Below are 23491 nucleotides of genomic sequence, written 5' to 3'. Positions count from 1 at the left end.
TAATTTAAATTAAAAAAAATGGTGAAAATGAAACATGGAGCGCTTTTTGGTAAAAGGGGCTTGTGGGCGTTGTGTCGAAAGGTGATATGCGTTATCTTTTTGGCGTCGTCGTTCTTGAGTACCTATGCTCAGGAGGAGAAGGTCTCTTTCGAGGTGCAGAACGCGAATTTGACGGAGATTATTTCCATTTTGGAGAAATCGACGGGTTTTACTTTTTTGTATCAGGACGAGCAAGTGGCGGCGGTGAAGAACTTGACATTGCGGTTTACGAACGAGCGGTTGAGTGTTGTGTTGACGAAGTGTTTGGCAGGGACCGATTTGGAGTGGTCGATAGAGGATAAGACGATCGTTTTGAAGCGGCAAGAGAAGGCTAAAGCACCGCAACAACAAGTGAAGTCTCGAAAAATTACGGGACAAGTGAAGGACGAGACGGGGCAGCCGTTGCCGGGTGTGACGGTTATGCTCGAGGGAACGAAATTGGGGACGACGACCCGCGTGGACGGGACGTACACGATAGAGTGCGGTGATTCCAAGAATCTGGCGTTGTTGTTTTCGTTCATGGGAATGAAAAGCAAGCGGGTGGTAATTGGAGACAAGAATGTGATAGACGTAAAGTTGGAGGAGGACGTGACAGAGTTGGAGGAGACTGTGATCACGGGTATTTATACGCGTAATATAGAGACTTTTACTGGTTCCGTTTCGACGTTTAAAGCGGAAGAATTGAAGCAGATTAGCCCGCAAAATGTGTTACGGAGTTTGAGTATATTGGATCCTTCGTTTATTATCACGGAGAATCGTGCACAAGGATCTAACCCGAATGCAGCCTTGGATATCAGTATCAATGGTAAGATTAACGTGACGGATTTGTCTCAGGAGTATAGCACAGATCCGAACCAGCCGTTGTTTATCTTGGATGGTTTCGAGACGACGCTGGAGACGATTCAGGATTTGAATATGGACCGCGTGGAGAGTATTTCTATTTTGAAGGATGCTTCGGCCACGGCGATTTACGGCTCGAAGGCTGCAAACGGTGTGGTTGTTGTTGAAACTATAAAGCCGAAACAAGGGCAGTTGCGTTTTTCTTATACCGGTAATTTTACCGTGGGTTGGGCGGATTTGAGTGATTTTAATTTGATGAATGCCGCGGAGAAGTTGGAGTACGAGAAGTTGGCCGGGGTGTACCGGGAAACTTCTGGAGGTAATCTGGATGAGAACGGAGAGATTATCAACGAGTCGAACCGGGCACGTTATTATGCTCGGTTGAAGTTGGTGCAGGAGGGGTATGACACGTACTGGTTGAACGAGCCGTTACGCACGGCATTCACTCAAGGACATAATGTTTTCATTGACGGGGGGGACCAGACGTTCTTGTATGGCGTGGGAGTTTCTTATAATAACACGCAGGGTGTGATGAAAAAGTCTAGCCGTGATATTTTGAACGGTAATATACGTCTTTCTTACCGGGTGAAAGATTTGTCGTTTTCCAATCAAACGATGATCGGGAAGACGAAGGCGATAAATAACCCGGTGGATTTTTCTTCATATTCGCAGATGAATCCGTTTTACGCAAAGCGTACGGTTGACGGAGAGGTGCCCAAGTACGTGTACCGGGAGAGTCTTGCTGGAGCGAATAATTACGATTATATTTGGAACCCGTTGTGGGATTACCAGCAAGCGAGCACGAACGAGACGGACACGTGGAATATCACGAATAATTTCCAGATCGAGTATCGTTTCCTGACCTATTTCCGAGTTCGCGGTAATTTGCAATACCAGATGTCTAAGTCGGAAGCAGAGCGTTTCCGTTCACCGAACGAAACGGTTTTCTCGAAGACCGACGCAGATAAGAAGGGGACTTACACGAAGAGTTCGACCACGAGTAATTCGGTTACGGGGCGCGTGAACTTGACGGTGGGGCGTTCTTTCGGGGAGCACACGTTGAACGGGGTTGCCGGTATGCAGTTCTCGGACAAGACGCAGGAGTCATACGGTTTCGGGGCGCAAGGATATACCACCGACCAGTTTTCGAGTCCGAATTTTTCATCTAGTTATGCGACGGGGAAACCGAGTGCCTCGGACAGTAAGAATCGTAGCGTGAGTTATTATTTCAATGCGAATTACGCTTATCATATGCGTTATCTGCTCGATTTCAACCTGACGACGAACGGGGCTTCGCAGTTCGGTATCAACGACCCGTTCACGACGACTTGGGCTGTGGGTGTCGGTTGGAACGTGCATCAAGAGAATTTCTTGGCGAACAGTAAGGTGATTAATTATTTGAAGTTGCGTTATTCTTTGGGTAATCCTGGCAACCAGAATTACGATGCGAAGTTGTCGTCCAGCATTTACATGTACAATACGGCTTATTCGAATCCTTTCGGGCTGGCAGCCTCGGTGGAGACGTGGGGTAACAACAATTTGAAGTGGCAACGCACGGTGACGCATAATTTCGGGGTGGATGTTCAGTTCCTTGATAGCCGTTTGAATTTGAATTTCGATTATCAAATGCGTAATACGGATCCGTTGTTGGTGCGTATCGATATGCCGACTTCTACCGGAGCATCGACTGCCCCGATGAACGTGGGAGCTACGGATAACCGTTCGATTTCGGTGCGTATGACCTACTATTTTTTCAAACAACGGGATTTTAACTGGTATGTTAGCGGTAATTTGAATCATAACACGACGAAATATAAGAAAATCGGTAATTTGTTGGAGGAGTACAACGAGCGCGGGCAGGCAAGTACCTCTTTGTTGCGTTATTATGATAATGCAAGCACGACCGGGGTGTACGCCGTGCGTTCGGCAGGTATCGACCCTGCCACGGGTAACGAGATTTTTATTAAGAAGGACGGTTCGTACACGTATGAATGGAAGCAGAGTGACGAGGTGTTGATCGGTGACAGTAACCCGAAGGTACAGGGGGCTTTCCAGACTTCGTTGGTGTATAAAGGTTTTTCTTTCGGGGCTTCTTTCTCTTATCGGGTGGGCGGTATGATTTCGTTATCCACGTTGTTTAACAAGGTGGAGAATATCAGTTCGTCGCAGTTGAAGTATAACCAGGATAAGCGTGCGTTGTACGATCGTTGGCAGAAGCCGGGAGATAAGGCTCGCTTCAAACGTATCGACGATACGAAATCGACGAATATGAGTAGCCGTTTTATCGAGGAGGAGAACACGTTCTCTTGTAATTCAATCAATATCGGTTACCGTACCTCTACGGCCGAGTGGTTGAAGTATATCGGGGCGTCGGCATTTAATTTCACGGCTTATATGAATGATATTTTCCGGATTTCTTCGATCAAGGAGGAGCGGGGAACCAGTTATCCGTTCGAGCGTTCGGTGTCATTCTCGATAGGGCTTAATTTTTAATTAACTTGTAATTATGAAGATAAAAAGGATATTTAAGGTGTTGGCGATGGCCGGTGTTTTGGCGGTGCCGACGACTTCTTGTTCCGATTGGTTGGACGTGAAGATGAGCGACAAGATCATGGAGAATGCTCTCTTCTCGACGAACAACGGGTTTATGACTGCCTTGAACGGGGTGTATATGGGGATGATTGACGTGTACGGGGATGATTTGAGCGTGGGGATTATTGATGTGATGGCACAGTATTATGATATGGTGAACGGTAACCACACTTACAAAGTGTTTGCCAATTACCAGTACGAGGATGAAGCTTTCAAGACGAAATCCAATAACATCTGGACGAAGATGTATGCGTTGCTTGCTAATGTTAACAATTTGCTTGAGCATTGCGACGAGGAGGGGTCCGCTTTGCGTTCGGAGTATTATCCGATCGTGAAGGGGGAGGCGTTGGCGTTGCGTGCGATGATGCATTTCGATTTGTTGCGTCTTTACGGACCTTCTTATAACGAGAATACGAAGTCGACGACTGCGATTCCTTACCAAGAGGATGCGAATCGCGAGATCTCTCCGTTGCGTTCGGCGGAATATATTGTGGATCGGGTGATTGAGGATTTGAAGGCTGCCAGCGAGTTGTTGAAAGACAACGACCCCGTTTTTACCACTGGCGTGGGAAATGCCGTGACTTCGGATGACGGATTGGAACGGGCGGATTTTACTTATCGTCAGTTGCGTTTGAATTATTTTGCGGTGCAGACGCTTTTGGCTCGGGCGTATTTGTGGAAAGGGGATAAGTCGACCGCTTACCGTATTGCCACGGAGGAGGTGATCAAACGGAATCAAGTGGATGAGGAGAAGATGATTTTTCCGTGGACGACGAAGGAACAAGTGGAGGCTGACAATAAAAACGACTTGCTGTTCTCTTCCGAGGTGTTTTTCGCCATATACCATTCTAAGCGTTCGCAATTGGATTCGCGTTATTTCACGGGGGCTTTGCCGAAGACATCCCGATTGGCTTTTTGGGGAACCAACCCTACTAATTCACAGCTTTCGGTTTTATTTGATGACCCGAATAACGATTGGCGTTCGACATTGATGTGGGCGGTACAAACCTCGTCCGAGGATGAGGGTGGTGATGGAGAAGAAGGGGGCGATGGAGAAGAAGGAAATGAAGAGGAAGGCGGCTCGAGTGGAAGCGGTTCGCTCTATCTGTTGAAATACGCAGATGCCGGGCGTGAGGCGGAATTGGATGGGACGGAGACTTACCTGTACATGATTCCTTTGATTCGATTGAGTGAGGCTTATTTGATTGCTGCCGAGTGTGCGGCTACGCCCGAAGAGGCTTTGGAGTATTTGGTGGCTATTCGGGAGCATCGAAATTGCCACATGGCGCTGGAGGCTACTTCCATGGATGGGGTGAAGGAGTTGGTGACGAAAGAGTTTGCCCGCGAGGTGTTGGGAGAAGGACAGTTGTTTTTCTATTATAAACGCCTGAATATGGATAAGTTTTTGGACGGTTCGAAGCTTGGCAGTATGTATGAGATGTTGACGGACAATTATCAATGGCCATTACCGGACGTGGAGATTAACAAGCGTGGTTCGACTAACAATTAAAAGAGATGATTATGAAAATGTATAATTGTAGTTTAATGATATTCCTGCTCGCAATAGGAGGGCTTTTGTTGGCAAGTTGCGAGAAGAAAGAGGTAATGGAGTACGAGGGGCTAGACGGGATCTATTTTGATGTGCAATACGGGGCGGCTCACGGGGACGAGAGCGTGTGGGCTCGACAAAATTACACGTACGTTTCTTTCGGTACGATAGAGGCGGAGGAGGCGGATATCACGATGAAAGTGGGGATTGCCGGTTCCGTGAAGGATTATGATCGTCCGTTCCGGGTGGAGATCGTGGCAGACAGTACGACAGCCATTCCGGAAGAGGAGTATGCGGATTTCTCCGAGGAACAGGTAATCAAAGCGGGCGAAAATCACACGTACGTGACGTTGAAGGTTTTCAAAACGGCCCGCTTGACAAGGGACACGGCCCGGATTCAATTTCGTATAGACCCGGGAGAATATTTTACGTTGCCTTTTTCGGAGGTGGGAAATATTCCGGGACGTTGGAATGATACGAAAACGCAGTTTGCCACGAGCGGAAATCCGGCACTGCATGACGTATTTTTCAATAATATTTTGCAAAGACCTGCCGGTTGGGGAGCTAACGAGTATTCCTCCTATTTCGGGACTTTTTCCCCGGATAAGTATCAGTACTTGATGGATGTAACCGGATATACGAAAGCTCATTTCGAGCAGTTGTCGGCAATGACTCAGGGAGGACGCGGAACGAAAATCAGAAGTATTGCCATGAAAGATTTGCAAGCTCGATTCAACAAAGGATACTACAGGCTTCAAGCGGGAGATGCCGATGGTTGGGAAGAGTGGATGTTGGAAGGAAATGGCAAGATGATGTGGGTGCCCGGTATAAGTTGGTGGAATGAAAATACGTTGCCGGAAGAGTTGGTGAAACAATATTATAAACCTCAAGCGAAAGAATAGATATGAGAGGGAAAGATATGAAATATAGATTATTTTTACTGTTATCCTTGTTTGCATGGCAGGCTTGTGACGTGAAGGATAAGGGAAATTATGATTACACACCTTTGAACGGGGTAACGATTACTTTTGCCAATGAAGAGGCTAACCAAACATTGGAAAAAGGTATAGACACGTTGAGAATTCACCCGACCGTGAAGGGAGATATATATGGCGAGAACGAGGAAAATTATGAGTACAAGTGGTTTTTCTGTTCCGGCAAAGAGCATGAACACACGGTGGTAGGAACGAGCAAGGATTTGGAATGGCCGGTTTCTTTTCACCCGGGAAGTTACTCGCTTTATTTCCAAGTGATAGACAAAAGTACCGGATTGGAGTGGATTACGAGTACGGGGGTTACCGTGTTCAGTGAGTTGACACAGGGATGGTTAGTGTTGGGAGAGTTGCCCGATAAGGAGGTACGAATGGATATGGTGGTGAGTAAACCAAGGCAGGGGAAAGGCGATACGCTTGTGTTTATTGAGAATATATTCGATAATTCGGAATTGCATTTGAAAGGGGCAAGAGGCTTGATTTTTACGGGATATAGAAGTGTTAAGGTTCCTGCAGTTCAGCTTTATTTGATGACTGATGATCGGGATTTTAGATTGACGTGGGGAAATAATTTCTGGCCTGTAGCAGAGTTCCATGAATTTTCGGCAGTAGAGGAACAGGAAGTGTCGAGAGAGACGCCGAGAATCCGCGATATGTTCCCGCGTCAGGCTAATGTGAATTATTCGTTAGGAAATACGATGCGGAGTTATACTAGTCGAGGTGTCGTGACGGATTGCGCTATTTATATGACAACGATCGGGTATGATAATAGTGAAACTTATGTCAATGCGATGAATCATTACGGGGATAAGAAGTTTTTCAAACCGTATCCCATGGCATTCGTGCAATTAGGGACAAGACCTACCGGTAACATTTATCCTCTTTTTTATGATATGGATGGAGAGTGTTTCGTGAAGCCGAATGCGGTTTACGGTAGTAATGCAACTCAATGTCAGAAATTGGCAGATAAACAAGGAGATCCGTTCCCTTGGAATCAATATGGACGGACTATTGTGTACGGGGAGAATCTGCGGAATTCGACAATGGATAATTATTGCAATTGCGTGGCATTGATGAAAGATAAGGAGGGTGAGGATATTAATTATTATGTTTATGAATTCCGACCGGGATCGAAAAGTGTTTTCGGAACCATGCTTTATGATCCGGTTAAAAGTGCTGGTTTCACGATCGATAAAACGGTGGCTGTTGATTTTGATAAAGCGACGCACTATACTTTTATTTCCAGTGGAAAAGTTGTTTTGTATTCGGTAGGGGCAACCTTGTATGCTTATAATTATGCTTACAAGACGGTGACTTCGATGGATATGGGGGCTGATATTTGCTGTATTGATGCTGATATTATGAAAGGGATGAATGTTTTTTGGCTTGCAACATACGATGAGGGAAGTCAAAAGGGTGAGTTGAAGTATATGGGTGTTGACGGTACACAAACTCCGATATTGGCAGTGGATGATGAGGTAGGATTTCCGGTGACGATGAAGATAAAGGACGTGGAATGGAAGTACGGGGAGGATCCGGCGGAGGAAGAACCGGAAGTGGGAGAGAATAAATAGAGTCTGAATGCCCCCGAGCAGGAAGGTCCGGGGTGTTTAAATTAATTTGATGAGATGAAAAGATTAATGTTGTTGATGATGATTTTAGTCGTGGGGATGACGACTTTTGCTCAGACTAAATTCAGGGCTCTTTCGTGGAAAGAGGCGATCGAAACGGCGAAGCGGGAAGGTAAATTGGTGTTTGTTGATTTCTATACGGATTGGTGTGGACCTTGTAAAGTGATGGCTCGTGATGTATTCCCGCAGAAACAGGTAGGGGATTTTTTCAACGCTAAGTTTGTTTGTTTAAAGTTGAATGCAGAGAAGGAGGGACGAGAGTTGGCTAAACGTTTTTGTGTTTCAGCTTATCCGACTTTTATCGTGGTGGACACGGATGAAAAGGTGCGGGTGGAGTTGAAGGGATCGATGAATGCGGATAAGTTTATCGCCCGCATGGAGGATGCGTTGACTCCTGGGTGTGCCCCGGATCAGTTGGCCGCACGGTATGCCGCCGGTGAACGTACGCCGGACTTGGTGAATCGTTATGCCTTGTATTTGATGGAGCAAAAGAAGGAGCCGGAGGGTTTTAAAGTGGTGAATGATTATTATGCATCTTTAACGGAAACACAACGGTTGGAGCCTCAGAATTCTTTTTTGTTTACTCGTTACACGTTGGATTTGTCGGATGAGAAGTCCGGTTTCATGGTGGACCACCGGGATGAATTTGATGTTTCAGTTCGGGAGTTGATTCATGAGAAGGTTGAGAAATTGTATCATTCGGAGCTTGGACGTTATTTTTCTGGGTATATTTTTCGGGAAGGAGCGTACAAGGAGGAAAATTACCAGGCCTTGAAGCGGAAGATTCAGGAGTTGGGATTGGTGGAAAAGAATAAGTACGAGCCGATGTTTCGTTTAATCGAGGGGCGTGTGAAGGAGGGGGATGCTGCCTTTTTGAAGTTGTGTCGAGAGAATATGGGTGCGTTGAGTGATGTGGGACGCAATTTGTTGATTATGAATATTACGCGATTGGTTCAAACGGAAGATCAAGAGATTTTACAGCAGATGGCCGAGTTTGTCCGGGCGAATTTGAGCATATTGCCTCCGGCGATTATTTCTTTTGCCGGACGGATGTTGGACGGGATCGAGGAGAGAATAAAAAAGTAGAAAGACAACGTGTAAGGTTGTAATTTAAACTGTGTCGGCAAAGTTAGTAGTGTCTCTTTGCTGACACGGTTTTTATATGGAACAAGCATTTGACTTTGAAAGAATCGAAAACAAGATATTGGTGTAACTTAATTCAGGTAAGTCCTTGTAGAGCAAAGATAGTGTGCCCCGTTGGTGGAAAGCATATTAAACACGGTCATCGATAGCGAAATGGAATGGCCCCAATAGTTGTACTAATTTTTCAGTTAAACCTTATCTTTGTATGGTTTATATAACTATCTAATATTCAGTTGTTCGTTATCATTCCTCTAATTTTTTTCGATAATTCCATCCTTTTTGCGTAAGTTTGTAACGGACATGGTAAGTTGTGTTCCAAATTCTTTTAGGAATGGACCAAAAAATTCAAGATTTTATCAAAGGTGTCAACATGAAGGATGCCAGGGCATGGGAGAGAATTTACATGGATTATTACTCGCCTCTTTGTCATTATGCCATGAAAATCTTGAATGACCAGGAACAGGCGGCGGATTTGGTGCAGGGAGCGATTATTAAGTTGTGGGAAACCCCACTTCATTTTGATGATATATCTGCATTCAATGTCTATCTATACCGGATGGTGAACAATAATTGCTTGAAAGAGATTCGGGATAAGGGACGGGAAGATCAACGCTTGAAAGAGTGGGCTTTTTTCACGGAAGAAATGGAATCCGAATCTTTGTCTGCGGTTGTTTTCGAGGAAGTTATACGTAAGTTACGACACGTGATTGACGAAATGCCCCCGAAACGCAAGGAAGTGATACTGATGAGTATGAGGAAGATGAAGAACGAGGAGATCAGTGAGGAATTGAATATTTCGTTGAACACGGTCAAAAAGCATAAAAAGGAGGCTTACGCTGTTATCAAGAAGGCAATGCAATCAGACTTTTTTTTATTTGCTATCTTTTTTTGTTAAAAATGTATTTTTGAGGTACCCGTTTTTGTTTTTTGGGATTTATAGATAAAATAAGTTTCAAAAGATGATGAACGATTTGAATATATACGGGAGAATATCCGATTTATTCTATAAAGATATGCTTGGATTAGCTGACGAGGAGGAAAAGCGGGAGCTGGATTCTTTGTTGGTTACTTATAAATTGAAAGGTTTGGATCGAGAGAAGATCATCGCCCGCTTACAGGAGCAGGAGGTATTTGACGGGAAGGAGGCTTATCGGGAATTCAGAGCGCTGAAACAGTTGGGAGGAAGAAATCGTCGCTTGATCTGGTGGACATCGATTGCTGCCTCAGTTGTCGTGTTGGTTGTTGCCGGTTGGTGGTTCGGGCGGGAGCCGGAGCCAAAGAGTGGGAACGTGCAGATCATGGCTGAGGCGATCCAGCCGGGACAAAGTCGAGCTGTGGTTACGTTGGCGGATGGACAACAAATTGTGTTGGAACAGGCTAATCGTAAGATCGAGGAGAGCGATGGGACTGTGTTACATTCTGATTCCGGGGCACTTGTTTACACGGCAAATGCTGAAAAGACGGTGGCTAAAGTGATGTATAACAAGGTGTCAATCCCAAGAGGGGGCGAGTATAGGCTGGAATTGGCCGACGGGACAAAGGTGTGGTTGAATGCGGCGACGGAATTGAGGTTTCCTGTTAATTTCACGGGTGATATGCGAGAGGTTTATCTGAAGGGAGAGGCGTATTTTCAGGTAAAGCGGGATGAAAAGCATCCTTTTATCGTACACACGTCCATGGGGGCGGTAGAGGTGTTGGGAACGAGTTTTAATGTTCGGGACTACGAGGATGAACGGGAAGTGGTGACCACGCTGGAGACCGGGAAGGTGATGTATGTTTCGGGGAACACGAGGGAGAAAGTAACTTTGAACCCGGGTTATCAAGTATTGGAAAAAGAGTCGTCTCCGGTGGAGGTGAGAAAAGTTGATCCGTTGCAATATACCGGGTGGAGAGAGGGAAAATATGTATTTGAAGATGTTGCTTTGGAAGATATTATGCGGACGTTGTGCCGATGGTATGATATAGATGTAGTTTACGCGAATCCTGCCGTGAAGAAGTTTCATTTCACGGGTGACTTGGAACGTTACGAGAGTATAAGTATATTTTTGAGTTTTATTGAAACGGGTGGGGATGTAAAATTTAAGACAGAAGGAAAAACGATTATAATCGATAAAAAATAAATACGGGTGTTTGTTGGCACTGGACCCGTATTTATCAGGTGAACATTAATAAATTAATGAAACATTACAAAGGTATGAAAAAAAATTGTTTCTATGGGCGAGCTGTGCCCTTTCATTTGAAAAAATGCTTGGTAGTGATGAAGCTATGTTTGTTTTTTATGTTTGTTTTGCATTTCGGGGTGTCTGCAACGGGATATGCCCAGCAAAAAGTTTCCCTGTCGATGGAGGATGTTACTCTTGAGCAGGTATTGAAGGAGTTAAAGCGACAAACAGGCCTTCGCTTTTTCTACAGCGTGGAGAAAGTAAGGAATGAGCAGAAAAAAGTGGTAAATATTAAAAATGATGTTCTTGAAGATGCTTTGAAGAATGTGTTGAAAGGTACCGGGTTGACATTCTCGATCATGAATGATGTGGTGGTGATCAAGGATGAAGTTTTGGTTGTGCTTGATAGTACCAAAAAAGAACCCGTGGTAGTAAGGGGTGTTGTTAAAGATAAAGCAGGTCTTCCTTTGCCCGGGGTGACGATTGTTATCAAAGGAACTCAGGTTGGGTGTGTGAGTGATGTTGATGGGAAATTTAGTTTCTCGGTTCCTGAAATTAATAATTTAGTTCTTCAGTTTTCTTTTGTCGGGATGATTACGAAGGAGGTAAAAGTATCTAATAATAAACCTTTGAATGTTGAGTTGGAAGAGGATGTACAGAGTATGGAGGAGGTGATTGTAACGGGATATTTTACGAAGTCCAAGAGTTCTTACACGGGGTCTGCCGTTGTGGTAAAGGCTGAAGAGTTGAAACGAATCAGTCCGACAAATTTGTTTAAAGCGTTGTCTGCTTATGAACCCTCTTTCCAGATCGTGGAGAACAAGGAGGTCGGGGCAGACCCGAATGCCGTACCGGAAATCTTGATTCGTGGGAAATCGAGTTTTGAAGGTAAATCGAATCAGCCTCTTTTTATCATGGACGGTTATGAGATATCTATAGAACAAGTATTTGACACTGATATCGAACGAATCAAACAGGTTACGATTCTGAAAGATGCGTCAGCTACCGCTATATATGGTTCGAGAGCAGCCAATGGCGTTGTCGTGATTGAAACCAAGATGCCGGAACAAGGGAAATTATCCGTGAGTTATTCGTTTAATGCAACGATCGAGGCACCAGATTTAACAGATTACGATTTGTTGAACGCTTCCGAGAAACTTCAGTTTGAAGAATTAGCCGGGGTGTATAAAGATTCGGAAGGAAATGTGGCTAATCAAATGAAGTTGGACAAGCTGTACGAGCAGAGGCATAAAGAGGTTGAGCGTGGCGTGAATACATACTGGTTGTCTCAACCTTTACAGACCTCTTTTCGGCATACTCATTCCTTGTCTTTGGGTGGTGGTAATGAGAGATCTCGTTACGGGGTGAATTTGAATTACGGGGCCAATCCCGGGGTGATGAAAGGATCAACTCGTGATCGGTTTGGTATAAGTTTCACGTGGACTTACAATATCGCCAGTAAGTTTCGTATTGGAAATGTTTTGTCAGTCAATCAGATAAAATCAGAAAAGACTCCGTACGGGGAGTTCAGTACATACACGAAATTGAACCCGTACGAGCGGGCAAAAGACGAGAAAGGAAGATGGATTTATCTTTTGTCAAATGGGAATCCTAATCCGTTGGTTGATGCTCACTTGAATAGTTACGATAAGACGGAAAGTACGTCTTACACGAATAATTTTGATATTGAGTGGTATATTGTTGAAGGGGTGCGTTTGACAGGACGTTTTTCGTATTCTTTTGGAAATAATGATGCGGATAGGTTTATTTCACCGAAAGATAGCCGGTATTTACAGAAGGAAAATAACGAAAAAGGATTTTATTCATCGACATCGGGAAGGACAAATTCGATGGATGGTAATCTTGTCTTGAATTTCTATCATCAATGGGATAGGCATATGGTTACCCTTGTCGGCGGTTTGAATATGCAGAGTAATAAAAATCGTTCAACTTATTTTTCAGCACAGGGTTTTTTAAATGATAATCTGACAAATCTGGATTTCGCATCACAATACGAGGTAAACACGAAACCTTCCGGGAAAGTGGAAGAAGATCGTTTAGTCGGTTTTTTTGCCAACGCAAGTTATGCTTACGATAATCGGTATATGTTTGATTTGTCTTATCGTACGGACGGTTCTTCGAAGTTTGGTAAAAAAGATCGTTTTGCTCCTTTTTGGTCTGCAGGTTTTGCTTGGAATATTCATAATGAGCATTTCTGGGGAGAACAAGGTTGGCTAACACAGGCAAAGATACGAAGTTCTGTGGGGTATACGGGGAACGTGGAGTTTAGTCCTTACCAGTCACAAACGATGTATATATATGATAAGGATAATATTTATATGCATGGTGTGGGGGCGGATATAAAAGCTCTCGGGAATGATAATTTGAAATGGCAGCGAAAATTTAGCTTTAATGTAGGGGCGGATCTTGATTTTTGTGAAGGACGTTTTTCGATGTCAGCAGAACTGTTCCGGGAAAAAACGAAAGATTTGTTGCTGGATATGAGTATTCCGCCTTCTTTGGGGTTCGCAACTTACACGGAGAATATCGGAGAGATGAAGAATCAAGGTTGGGAGTTGAGTTTACGGACCCAGATTCTTCGGAATGCGAAACGGGATTTATACTGGTCATTGAGTTTTGGTACGAGCAATAGTAAAAATAAGATCACGAAAATTAGTAATGCTCTCGGCAAGAAGAACGAGGAGAATAATCAGGAGGAAACGAAAAAGCCCGTTCCTTTGTACGAGGAGGGTGAATCAACAGAGGCGTTAAAGGCTGTACCTTCATTGGGAATTGATCCGGAAACGGGGAAAGAGGTCTTTTTGAAAAAGGATGGAACCTACACGACAGTTTGGGATTACCGGGATAAAGTGGTTTGCGGAAGTACTATGCCGGATTTCCGGGGAAGTGTCAATTCATTCTTGAGTTTTAAGGGTATCAGTTTGAATTTTTCTTTGAGTTTTGAATACGGGGCAAAAACATATAACTCGACTTTGGCAGAGAGAGTGGAAGGGGTGGACCCGAATAATAATGCGGATCGCAGGGTATTGAAAGATCGTTGGAAACAGCCGGGTGATAAGACGTTCTTTAAGAATATAGCCTTGAAAGAGGATGTTTCCAATTTAACAACTCGTTTTGTACAGGATTATAATCATTTAAGCATAGGCAGTGTTTCACTCGGATATGATTTGAAAAAGAATATTTGTAAAAAAATAGGTCTTAACGGTTTGCGTTTTTCGTTCAATATGAGTGACATCGGACGTTTTTCTACCGTGAAGGAAGAACGGGGATTGAGTTATCCTTTCTCTCGTCAGTTTACTTTTTCATTGTCAGCCCAATTGTAGTAATAATAAAAATTCAAGGATATGAAATTAAAGATACATTTAAAGGCCTTGGGAATAGTTTTAGGTGTCGTGCTATTCTGGGGGTGTGATAATTGGCTGGACGTTCGGCCAGAGTCGGAGTTGAACGAGGATCAGATGTTCGCTACTGAACAAGGGTATATGGATGCCCTGTATGGGGTATATGTTAATATGGGGAAGAATGAGTTGTATGGTGGATCTTTACCATTGACAATGGATCTTGTGGCCCAGACTTTTGATGTTGCTCCCGGAAGTGATTATGAGTATTTCAAGACTTTTGAGTACCAGAATCCATTATGTACGGGGATTATGGATTACGTGTGGGAACGGTTGTATTATTGTATTGTGTTGACAAATAATATATTAAAGCATTTAGAAGATGTGACTCCTGAACAATTTGACAGTTATTACTATTTGCGTGGAGAATGTTTGGGACTTAGAGCTTTTTTGCATTACGAGTTGTTGCGTATTTTTGCTCCTGATATTAAGGACAAGCCGGATTATTTGGCAATTCCTTACAAAAGGTTGTATTCTAATGATATAGAGCCTCAGTTGACTGTTGCTCAAGTTTTTGAAGATATTATTATTGATCTGGAGGCGGCTAAAGAAGCACTTAAAAATGATGTGATTCGTACCAATCCTCCCGAATTTCTTGAGAACCAGAAGGAAAATGGAACATCGGAAGACGTGACGGAAAATAATGATCAATATTATATTTCCACTTTCTTGGAAAACCGCAAGTATCGGATGAATTATTACGGGGTGTTGGCAACGTTGGCAAGAGTTTATATAGATCGGGCCCAAGGTGATGATGTTGAAAAAGCTTATCAATATGCTAAAGAGGTTATTTCTTCCGGTAAATTTCGTTTGATTCAGAGAGATGATTTTATCAAGCCTTCCAATGAAGTGAAACAACGTGATGCTCTTTTTTCTGATGAATTTGTTTTTGCTCTTTTCTCTACGAAGGTGGATGCATTTTATACTTCTTGTTGTTATCCCGCATCTACTTTTACAAAACGTTTCCGGGTTCGGGATATTGCCTCTATTTTCGGGACAGAGGTAAATGATTTCCGGTATATGCTTACAGAGCAAGACGAGGGGAATAGCCAGCATATTTTATTGAAGAAACATCATGCCGATTACGAGAATTCCAAACAAAAAATTCGGATGTTAGGTTTGGCTGAAATGTATTATATTGCTGCAGAGGCTAAGCCGGGAGAAGCTTACGAATTGATGGAAGAAATTATGGTATCTCGGGGGATTGCGTGTCCTCTGACAGAGATTTCCAGCCGGGATAAGGTGATGGAAACGATCGTTAAGGAGTATCGGAAAGAGTTTATGGGAGACGGACAGTTGTTCTTTATTTTCAAACGGTTGGTGAAGGAATCTTTTTTGTTGAATTTGAATCTGAATATTCGCAAAGATGATAAAGGATTGGTATTTCCTTTACCGGAAGCCGAGATCGAGTATGGAGAACGAGTGTCTGAAATTTGGAAATAATTGTAAAGCGTGAAGTTATGAGTAGAATAATATTTTTTGTAGTGATTATATTGGCTTGTATGAGTCAAGCATGCGAAAAAGATCCCACTTTTGAATTCAAGGGTGATGATCGAATCTATTTTGTATTTCCGAAGTATATGTATGGGTTGGGTGTAGAGGGGCATGAGTTGGATAGTGTTGTTTTTTCTATGGTCGGGGAGCCGGCCTCCGTGTTACAGGATACGTGTTGGATGAAAGTGAAACGAGTTGGTGAACGTACGGAAATAGATAAGCGTTACGTGGTGACTGTCGTGAAAGATAGTTCTACGGCTGTAGAGGGTATTGATTTTGAAACATTGAAACCGGAATATGTTTTTCGGAAGAACGTGGGGATTGACTCTTTTCCCGTTATTGTAAATCGGGAACATTTGAAGACGGTTTTGAGTAAGAAGATCATGTTTGCGTTGCAGGAAACAGAAGATTTTAAGCTTGGTTTCGTGGAATATTCCCGGATTAAATTGGTGGTAACAGATTTTTTGCAAGAACCTGAATGGTGGTATACTGTAAGCGGATGGTTGGGAGCTTATCATTATATGAAATATGAGAAATGGATTGAATTAACAGGAAGTATGGATAAAAGTTCTTCCCAATCCTATCGACAATATTATTGTTTGCAGATCAAGGATTATTTTAATAATAATGTAATTATTGATCCGATAACCAATGAGCGGGTAACTTGTGATTTATAAGCATCTAGTTAAATTAATTGAAGAACGTATGAAAAAAATATTAGCTGTTGTATATATAATTATAACTTTTGGGTGCGTTTCCTGTTACGAGGACAAAGGAGATTATGATTATAAGGCGATTAATGAGATTAGTATATCTGGTATTCAGGAAAGTTACGAACGGATGAAATGGCAAGATTTGCGAATTGCTCCAGAATTGAAATTTTCATTACATGAAAATGATTCTTTGGCTTATCGTTGGGAGATAGATGGGCGTGCCGTTTCGACCGAACGAAATCTGGATTACAGTGTAGATGTAAATATTGCTGACGATGCTTATAAATGTAGGTATGTTGTAACAAATACGAATGGAAATGTTCGTTATTTTCAAGAGTTCGAGTTGAAAGTTGTGACTGCATATAACAGAGGATTGCTTGTACTCTCGGAACAGGATGGAGAAAGTATGCTCTCTTTCCGTCCGGAGGGCGAGGATAGTGAGTTCTTGCATTGGGGGGATTTGTTTGCGGGTAAGCCTTTGAGTTTGGAACAACCTTATTCGATGGATGCAGATGTTACTGTGACAACATCAAAAGCAATTTATAGATTGGATAAACAACGAATGGAAGAAAAGAAAAAGTATGATGGTGAGACAATGCTTGTACCAGAATCTGCTTTGGAAATAAAATTCTGTAAATTCACGGATCATGTGGACGATGAAGATTTTGGCTGTATGATTAGTAAAAAAGGGCAGGTGTACGTTTATAAAAGTAGAAATGATTTTTTTAGTTCACCTTCCCCTGTTCCTGTTCTTGAAACGATTTCTGAAGAGCTGATTGATTACGAACTTTCCGATATTTGTTTAATATATACTTTGTTTTATGGGCAGACGGGATATTTCTTGGGATATGACAATAAAGTCGGTCGTTTCTTGCATTTTGCAAATAAATCAAGTGCATCCACGGATCGTGACCAAATGAATTCTGTAACAGCTCGAGAGCCGATAATTGGTTTACCGTTATTTGCATTGGGACAATGGGATTATGGGAAGTGTATTTCTATTTTTTATGATCCAAAGTCGAATGTTGCAAAGGTGGTTGCCTCTCATGCGAAGGATTTTGCGAAGGTGACAGAAGAGCAAGTGGTGACCCTAGATAATCATAAGTTTACTCCGGAAAGTAAAGTTGTCGTTTGTGATGCTACAGCTCGGGTGCTTTTTAATAGTGGGATGGTTATTTATCAATCGAATGTGAGAAGTATGACGTCAGTACCGACAGTCTTGAGTAATAAGTTACCGACTACAGGTAAGATTACGATGTTGAAATTATCGAATAATCGTAAATCTTTATATGTGGGAGTGGATTCCGGACGAGAGGGTGAATTTAAAGGGGATGTTTACGTGTTGGATGCTGTTACGGGAGAAATTCTAACGACTTACTCGGAAGTTGGAGGGGCTCCGGTAGATATTCTTGAGAAATATTAATTAATAATATGAACAATCCTTGGGAGTTCATGCTCCCAAGGTATTGTTTTCAAAATCGAAAAATGTGATGAAAGTAATAGGATTGTTTTTGTGTTGCTGTATGTTTATGACAGTTTTTGCTCAAAAAGAAGAGGTTTTAAAAGCCGGAATGACATCTCCTGATTTCAAATATAAGGATGTGAACGGAAAGACGGTAAGTTTAAAGGATTTGAGAGGAAAATATGTTTATATTGATGTTTGGGCTACTTGGTGTACTCCTTGTCGGGGAGAATTGCCTTATTTAAAAGAGTTGGAAAAAAAACTGGAAGGAAAGAATATTTGTTTTTTAAGTATATCTTGCGATAAAGACGTGGAGAAATGGAAACAGATGGTGAAGGATGAAGAATTAGAAGGAATTCACGTGAACACGGGAGGAGATCAAACTTTTATGAAAGCTTATGGGATTAAAGGTATTCCTCGGTTTATTCTGTTGGATAAGGAAGGAAAAATTGTTAATCTAGAGATGACACGTCCTTCTCAAAAGGTTACTTTGGAGACATTGATGAAATTAGAAGGTATTGATTAAGCTGTTATTGAAGATGAAATATAGCTATTATTTATTTATCTTGATATTGTTTTATGCGTGTCAGAAAAAGGATGAGGGGTTTGTTGTACGAGGGGTTATAACGGGATATTCGGGGACAAAATTATTTGTTCGGGAGATTATTCCGGGTAATGATGCGTGGATGAATGATACGATTGAGGTGAAAGATGGTACATTTGAGTATCGGGGAAAGGTGGAATCTCCAAGATTGATTTATTTCATTCCTCAAGATTTTTTAGGAAGATATGAGTTGTTTCTGGAAAACTCGGAAATCAAGTTAAATGTGGAAAACGGTCATTACAGAGATATGAAAGTGACCGGGAGTAAGTCACATGAAGAGTTTATAGCGATTAGTCGGGACTCTAGAGAGTTGTTGATACGTTGTGGGCAATTCGAGAAACAAAAAAATGAGGCATTTAAAACGGATACGGAATTGTATAAAAGGTTGGAGGATTCAACGAGTGTTTGGTCCGGACGTTTGTTGCGTTTTTTAGTTGAGCGGATTAATTATTCAAACAGTTTGGTTTTGCCTTATTTTGCGAGTGAGTGGATTAAGAGTGAAGATATTCAAAATATGGAACGTTTTATAAATGGACTTACTCCGGATGCAAGAAAGAGTGTTTATACTCAATATTGCGAGAAAGCTTTGGAACAAGCAAAGAAGGTTCAGTCTGGTAACGATGCGTATGATTTTGTATTGCAAGATATTGATGGAAAAGAGTATCGTTTGTCTGATTTCAAGGGTAACTATGTTTTATTGGAATTTAGTGCCTCTTGGTGTGGGTGGTGTAAGTTGGAGATTCCTTATTTGAAACAAGTATATGATCTGACTAAAGGGAAGAAATTTCATATGTTCACGATAAATTTGGATAAAGAACGGAAATTGTGGGAGGAAGATGTGAAAAAGGAGAGTTTGCCTTGGCCTGTATTGTCTGATCTGAAAGCTTTTGATGGAGGCGTTGCTGGAGAATATAATGTGAGTGGAATTCCTGTGATTTTTTTGATCGATCCTGAAGGGAAGATTGTAACGAATAAATTACGGGGGGAGGGTATGATTTCTTTTATTAAACAATTGTCCTTTTAAAGAATGATAAAAGTCAACTGATTTGTAAGGATCGGTTGACTTATTTGAATAATCACCGTCATCATGAGGGTATTAAAACTTATCCGTAGTTCTGTTTGTTTTTTCATATCAATTGCCTTCTTTTGTATATGCATTTTATGACTAAATACACGTGATGATGAATGATATTATCGTGGGAATCGGAGAGGTCCTTTGGGATGTGTTTCCGGAAGGAAAAAGGATTGGCGGGGCTCCTGCTAATTTTGCTTATCATATGTCGCAATTCGGTTTTGATAGCCGGGTGGTGAGTGCTGTGGGGGAAGATGTGTTGGGAGATGAGATTCTGGAAAATTTTAACGGGAAGGGGCTACGCTATTGGGTGGAGCGGGTGCCTTTCCCGACGGGTATCGTTGAAGTTACGCTGGATGGAGAGGGGATTCCTTGTTACGAAATAAAACAGGGCGTGGCGTGGGATAACGTACCGTACACCCCGGAACTTGATCGATTGGCTTGTCAGATTCGTTGTGTTTGTTTTGGGTCTCTGGCTCAACGGAATGTGGTAACTCGTACAACGTTGAACCGATTCTTGGAGGCCATGTCCGGGGAGTCATATAAAGTTTTTGATATAAATCTTCGTCAGCATTTTTACACGGTAGAGGTTTTGAAAGATTCTTTGGCCCGGTGTAATATATTGAAGTTGAATGATGAAGAATTGGTTATTTTATCCGATTTATTAGAATTGTCGGAAGAATCGGTAGAAAAGAGGTGTAGGGAGATGATGGATCGGTTTGATCTGGAGGTGTTGATACTTACGTGTGGGGTGCAGGGAAGTTACGTGTTTGCGGGCGATATACGGTCATTTCTGGATACCCCTCATGTGAAGGTGGCAGACACGGTGGGAGCAGGGGATTCTTTCACAGCAGCATTTTGTGCTGCGGTTTTGAAAGGGAGATCAATGGTTGAGGCTCATCGTTTTGCCGTGGAGGTTTCCGCTTTTGTTTGTAGTCAGACGGGGGCAATGCCGATGTTGCCCAATGAGCTGAAAGGGTGGCTTTAATTCTGTCAGAATAACGTGGGATCACGTCTGAGGCTATACATGGCTCGATCTTTTATGATGTCGTCATCGTTTACCTGTCCAATGAGTTTCGGGGAGGCGGGATCATGCTTTTGTAGGTTACGGAGCGGTTTGTGTTCGGCCGTGTTAGCGTAACAATAGAGGCAGCCATTGAAACAGGTGTCATAGGTGCCGATGTCTATACTTTCAATACAGCGACAAACGTCTCGTTGGTTTTTATCTTTCTGTGTGGAAATCGGATAGCCTGTGAGTCTTTCTATTAATTCCCGGTCAATACACATTCCGGCAGGAATTCCCATGGCGGAAAGGTCTACTTTCCGGGTACAGGTGTTTAGTTGAATTGGGGTCGAGGAGATGGACTGCCGGAAAGAATATGCCATTTCCCGGATCTCTTCCAGGGTAAGCGGGTATATATTCTGAGAAGAGAGGGACGGACGGATATGTTTGTAATAGTCAATAAAGCTAATCATACATTTTTCGGTGTGATTTTTGAGCTGTGTAGCAATTTTGAAGAAAGTAGTTTTGTGAAAATCAGTGTTATAGGTTTTGTTTGTCAAGATCGGATCATAACGCCAGATAACCCTCTCTTTACCAATGAGGTCTGAGAGGCGTTTGAAGGTGTCTATTCTTTGTCCGAAAGAGGGTAGATTGGTTTCAATTTCTTTCCCGTAGGCGTTAAGTGTGAATTGAAAGTAATATTTGAAATCTTTTAGATGGTTAAGTTTATCGAGCATAGGAGCCGGATTTTTGGTCCAGAATACAATACAGTCCACCACATCCGGTGTTAGTTTGACCCGGCTGATTTGTTTCGGGTTGAAAGGGTTTGGGACAAGAATGTATTTTTCCCGGATACGGTTCAGAAACCATGTCGAGTAGAATGAGGGGATGTCTGTTCTTCTGCTTGCACTGATGATCATATAGAATAGTTTAACTTTTTATCTTCAATCACCTCGATAAAATGGACCGGATATTTATCCCAGTATTTTTTATAAACTCTATCCTCTTGTCCATCGAAATTTAATTGGTACATTCTGAACGTGACTAGGATGTTTTTGGGCTGCCATAATTCCTCGTAAGAGTATTGGTAGTGCATACCAATATTTTGCATCACTTTTCCACTTCTTGGATTTTTAACATCATGTGTTGCCGTGATGTAAGGAATACCTGATTGTTTTACCACATTTATGATAGTCTGGCAAGCTTCTGTACAAATTCCTTTATGCCAGAACTCTTTTCTAAGCCCGTAGCCTAAATCATGACTATCATCACTGGATACGTGAATATAACCGATCGGTAGATTATTTTCTTTCAAACAGATAGCATAGTGGAAACCTCTGTTTTGAATGTGGTTCGAGATGTATTTGTTTTGAATGTACGCCTTTGTTTCTTCTATGTTTTTTAAAGGGAACATGGGTAAAAATGTATTTACTTCTTTGTCACTTAAAACGAGAAATAAGGCATCTGCATCTTTTTCTGTAAATTGTCGTAAAATTAGCCGTTCTGTTTCTATATAATTCATTGTTCCGTATTTGTATTCTGTGCAAAGATACGAAAAGAGCCAAAGTAATTGTTCCTTCACAAGAATGTAATCGTTCGGTAATATTACAAGCTTTTCTTTGTGGCGTCAAATGAAAAGAAAAAAAGATTATGAAAGAGTATTTATTAAGAATGAGTAAGTGGTGTTTTGTTTCTGCCATGTTGATTGGAGTGGTAGCCTGTTCGGATGATGATTCAATCGATACGAGTTTGTATTCGGGGACGGATATAAGTTCTTATGCGACAATAAAAGCCGATAAAGAGTCTAAAAAGACCAATATCGAGATATTGAAAGAGGGGGAGTGGAAAGTGTATGGCGGGGAAAATAGTAATTCTATTCTTTTTGATGAACCTTTGTTACAAGGAAATACGAAGGGAACGACAGAATTGAACACGGGAAAATATCAGCTCTATTGCTTGGAATGGGCCGGTGGAGCTAGAACGGCCTTGGGATTAAGACAATTGCCGATGGTGGGACAGTCTAATTTCCGGGATCTGGGAGGTTATAAAACGAAGGATGGACGCCGGGTGAAGTGGGGATTAGTGTTCCGTTCAGGAAAATGTAACAGTCTCACGGAAGATGATTTAGCGTATTTGGCAACGATCCCCTTAAAGACTGTGATCGATTTCCGTTCAAGTAGCGAACAAGAGGCAGAACCGGATAAGGTTCCCACGACAACAGTGAATTGTATTAATTATCCGATCGAACCCGGAAATTTGTCTTCCATTGATGTTTCGGATGTTATCAGAAGAGGGGATGTGGAGGGGGCTAAACAATATCTGGTAGACGGGAACCGGGAGTTTGTTATCAGCTTTCAGGCAGAATATAAATCTTTTTTCGAAACGTTGATGGAGACGGACAAGACCCCGTTGATGTTCCATTGCACGGCTGGAAAGGATCGGGCCGGATTTGCGGCAGCCTTGTTTTTGGCAGCTTTGGGTGTTGAGCGGGAAACGATAATTGAAGACTATATGCTGACAAACGAGTTGACAGGTGTGACCATGGAAGCGATGAAAGCTCTTTACGGGGATAATAAGATGGCAGAATGTATGTATTATATTAGTTCCGTGCAGAAAGAGTATATCGAAATGGCATTAACCACGATAGACGAGAATTATGGCGGAATGGATAAGTTTTTAGTGCAGCAGTTGGGGGTGGACGTGGAGAAACTTCGTAAGTTGTATCTGTATTAGAATTAGGGGTTTTGTGTTGAGGCTATTCCCGGAAAAGGGAATA

The 23491-nt window shown here is 42.3% G+C and carries 17 protein-coding genes; 15 read left to right on the top strand and 2 right to left on the bottom strand.

Going from position 1 to position 23491, the window contains the following annotated elements; all coding sequences use genetic code 11:
* The first annotated feature begins 18 nt into the window (after nt 1-18).
* From F1644_RS05795 to F1644_RS05730, 14 genes are all read left to right on the top strand, one after another.
* Nucleotides 19-3372, top strand: coding sequence for a SusC/RagA family TonB-linked outer membrane protein (locus tag F1644_RS05795; protein WP_118261173.1), 3354 nt, complete (start codon nt 19-21; stop codon nt 3370-3372).
* 13 nt (nt 3373-3385) lie between these two features.
* The gene (locus F1644_RS05790) at nt 3386-4981 is read left to right on the top strand and encodes a RagB/SusD family nutrient uptake outer membrane protein (RefSeq protein WP_118304771.1); all 1596 of its coding nucleotides are present in this window, start codon (nt 3386-3388) and stop codon (nt 4979-4981) included.
* Between the two features lie 11 nt (nt 4982-4992).
* Nucleotides 4993-5922 (top strand): DUF4843 domain-containing protein, encoded by a 930-nt coding sequence (locus F1644_RS05785; RefSeq protein ID WP_158571907.1) that lies wholly within the window; start codon nt 4993-4995, stop codon nt 5920-5922.
* Nucleotides 5923-5939: 17 nt separating this feature from the next.
* A complete protein-coding gene (locus F1644_RS05780; RefSeq protein ID WP_158571905.1) occupies nt 5940-7586 on the top strand; it encodes a PKD-like family lipoprotein in 1647 nt (548 codons plus the stop codon).
* A 54-nt stretch (nt 7587-7640) separates the two neighbouring features.
* Nucleotides 7641-8729, top strand: a complete 1089-nt coding sequence (locus F1644_RS05775) for a thioredoxin family protein (protein WP_118261169.1) — start codon at nt 7641-7643, stop codon at nt 8727-8729.
* Between the two features lie 388 nt (nt 8730-9117).
* The gene (locus tag F1644_RS05770) at nt 9118-9681 is read left to right on the top strand and encodes an RNA polymerase sigma-70 factor (protein ID WP_118304769.1); all 564 of its coding nucleotides are present in this window, start codon (nt 9118-9120) and stop codon (nt 9679-9681) included.
* A 64-nt stretch (nt 9682-9745) separates the two neighbouring features.
* Nucleotides 9746-10906, top strand: coding sequence for a FecR family protein (locus F1644_RS05765; protein WP_118304768.1), 1161 nt, complete (start codon nt 9746-9748; stop codon nt 10904-10906).
* Between the two features lie 137 nt (nt 10907-11043).
* Nucleotides 11044-14292 carry a SusC/RagA family TonB-linked outer membrane protein gene (locus F1644_RS05760; protein ID WP_158571903.1) on the top strand — a complete coding sequence of 1083 codons (3249 nt, stop codon included), beginning with the start codon at nt 11044-11046 and terminating at the stop codon, nt 14290-14292.
* A gap of 21 nt (nt 14293-14313) precedes the next feature.
* Nucleotides 14314-15810, top strand: coding sequence for a RagB/SusD family nutrient uptake outer membrane protein (locus tag F1644_RS05755; RefSeq protein ID WP_118304766.1), 1497 nt, complete (start codon nt 14314-14316; stop codon nt 15808-15810).
* 17 nt (nt 15811-15827) lie between these two features.
* Nucleotides 15828-16538 (top strand): DUF4843 domain-containing protein, encoded by a 711-nt coding sequence (locus tag F1644_RS05750; protein ID WP_118304765.1) that lies wholly within the window; start codon nt 15828-15830, stop codon nt 16536-16538.
* A 28-nt stretch (nt 16539-16566) separates the two neighbouring features.
* A complete protein-coding gene (locus tag F1644_RS05745; RefSeq protein ID WP_118304764.1) occupies nt 16567-17997 on the top strand; it encodes a PKD-like family lipoprotein in 1431 nt (476 codons plus the stop codon).
* Nucleotides 17998-18064: 67 nt separating this feature from the next.
* On the top strand, nt 18065-18562 hold the full coding sequence (locus tag F1644_RS05740) for a TlpA family protein disulfide reductase (RefSeq protein ID WP_118304763.1): 498 nt from the start codon (nt 18065-18067) through the stop codon (nt 18560-18562).
* Nucleotides 18563-18575: 13 nt separating this feature from the next.
* On the top strand, nt 18576-19664 hold the full coding sequence (locus F1644_RS05735) for a TlpA disulfide reductase family protein (protein WP_147344478.1): 1089 nt from the start codon (nt 18576-18578) through the stop codon (nt 19662-19664).
* 157 nt (nt 19665-19821) lie between these two features.
* The gene (locus tag F1644_RS05730) at nt 19822-20700 is read left to right on the top strand and encodes a carbohydrate kinase family protein (protein WP_118304761.1); all 879 of its coding nucleotides are present in this window, start codon (nt 19822-19824) and stop codon (nt 20698-20700) included.
* A 5-nt stretch (nt 20701-20705) separates the two neighbouring features.
* On the opposite strand, the gene F1644_RS05725 is transcribed toward F1644_RS05730, so the two are convergent.
* Nucleotides 20706-21635 (bottom strand): DUF1848 domain-containing protein, encoded by a 930-nt coding sequence (locus F1644_RS05725; RefSeq protein ID WP_118304760.1) that lies wholly within the window; start codon nt 21633-21635, stop codon nt 20706-20708.
* The gene (locus F1644_RS05720) at nt 21632-22237 is read right to left on the bottom strand and encodes a GNAT family N-acetyltransferase (RefSeq protein ID WP_118304759.1); all 606 of its coding nucleotides are present in this window, start codon (nt 22235-22237) and stop codon (nt 21632-21634) included. Before F1644_RS05720 ends, F1644_RS05725 begins: the two co-directional genes overlap by 4 nt.
* Nucleotides 22238-22365: 128 nt before the next feature.
* Here F1644_RS05720 and F1644_RS05715 point away from each other — a divergent pair, with 128 nt between their 5' ends.
* Nucleotides 22366-23448 (top strand): tyrosine-protein phosphatase, encoded by a 1083-nt coding sequence (locus F1644_RS05715; protein WP_118304758.1) that lies wholly within the window; start codon nt 22366-22368, stop codon nt 23446-23448.
* The last annotated feature ends 43 nt before the right edge of the window (nt 23449-23491 follow it).

Source organism: Butyricimonas paravirosa, assembly GCF_032878955.1.
Classification (GTDB): domain Bacteria; phylum Bacteroidota; class Bacteroidia; order Bacteroidales; family Marinifilaceae; genus Butyricimonas; species Butyricimonas paravirosa.
This window is presented reverse-complemented; position numbering and strand designations above follow the sequence as displayed.

What these genes read in the sequence shown, in the direction of transcription:
- F1644_RS05795 (WP_118261173.1), top strand. Translation starts at nt 19, where the DNA reads ATGGTGAAAATGAAACATGGAGCGCTTTTTGGTAAAAGGGGCTTGTGG.
- F1644_RS05790 (WP_118304771.1), top strand. Translation starts at nt 3,386, where the DNA reads ATGAAGATAAAAAGGATATTTAAGGTGTTGGCGATGGCCGGTGTTTTG.
- F1644_RS05785 (WP_158571907.1), top strand. Translation starts at nt 4,993, where the DNA reads ATGAAAATGTATAATTGTAGTTTAATGATATTCCTGCTCGCAATAGGA.
- F1644_RS05780 (WP_158571905.1), top strand. Translation starts at nt 5,940, where the DNA reads ATGAAATATAGATTATTTTTACTGTTATCCTTGTTTGCATGGCAGGCT.
- F1644_RS05775 (WP_118261169.1), top strand. Translation starts at nt 7,641, where the DNA reads ATGAAAAGATTAATGTTGTTGATGATGATTTTAGTCGTGGGGATGACG.
- F1644_RS05770 (WP_118304769.1), top strand. Translation starts at nt 9,118, where the DNA reads ATGGACCAAAAAATTCAAGATTTTATCAAAGGTGTCAACATGAAGGAT.
- F1644_RS05765 (WP_118304768.1), top strand. Translation starts at nt 9,746, where the DNA reads ATGATGAACGATTTGAATATATACGGGAGAATATCCGATTTATTCTAT.
- F1644_RS05760 (WP_158571903.1), top strand. Translation starts at nt 11,044, where the DNA reads ATGAAGCTATGTTTGTTTTTTATGTTTGTTTTGCATTTCGGGGTGTCT.
- F1644_RS05755 (WP_118304766.1), top strand. Translation starts at nt 14,314, where the DNA reads ATGAAATTAAAGATACATTTAAAGGCCTTGGGAATAGTTTTAGGTGTC.
- F1644_RS05750 (WP_118304765.1), top strand. Translation starts at nt 15,828, where the DNA reads ATGAGTAGAATAATATTTTTTGTAGTGATTATATTGGCTTGTATGAGT.
- F1644_RS05745 (WP_118304764.1), top strand. Translation starts at nt 16,567, where the DNA reads ATGAAAAAAATATTAGCTGTTGTATATATAATTATAACTTTTGGGTGC.
- F1644_RS05740 (WP_118304763.1), top strand. Translation starts at nt 18,065, where the DNA reads ATGAAAGTAATAGGATTGTTTTTGTGTTGCTGTATGTTTATGACAGTT.
- F1644_RS05735 (WP_147344478.1), top strand. Translation starts at nt 18,576, where the DNA reads ATGAAATATAGCTATTATTTATTTATCTTGATATTGTTTTATGCGTGT.
- F1644_RS05730 (WP_118304761.1), top strand. Translation starts at nt 19,822, where the DNA reads ATGAATGATATTATCGTGGGAATCGGAGAGGTCCTTTGGGATGTGTTT.
- F1644_RS05725 (WP_118304760.1), bottom strand. Translation starts at nt 21,635, where the DNA reads ATGATCATCAGTGCAAGCAGAAGAACAGACATCCCCTCATTCTACTCG.
- F1644_RS05720 (WP_118304759.1), bottom strand. Translation starts at nt 22,237, where the DNA reads ATGAATTATATAGAAACAGAACGGCTAATTTTACGACAATTTACAGAA.
- F1644_RS05715 (WP_118304758.1), top strand. Translation starts at nt 22,366, where the DNA reads ATGAAAGAGTATTTATTAAGAATGAGTAAGTGGTGTTTTGTTTCTGCC.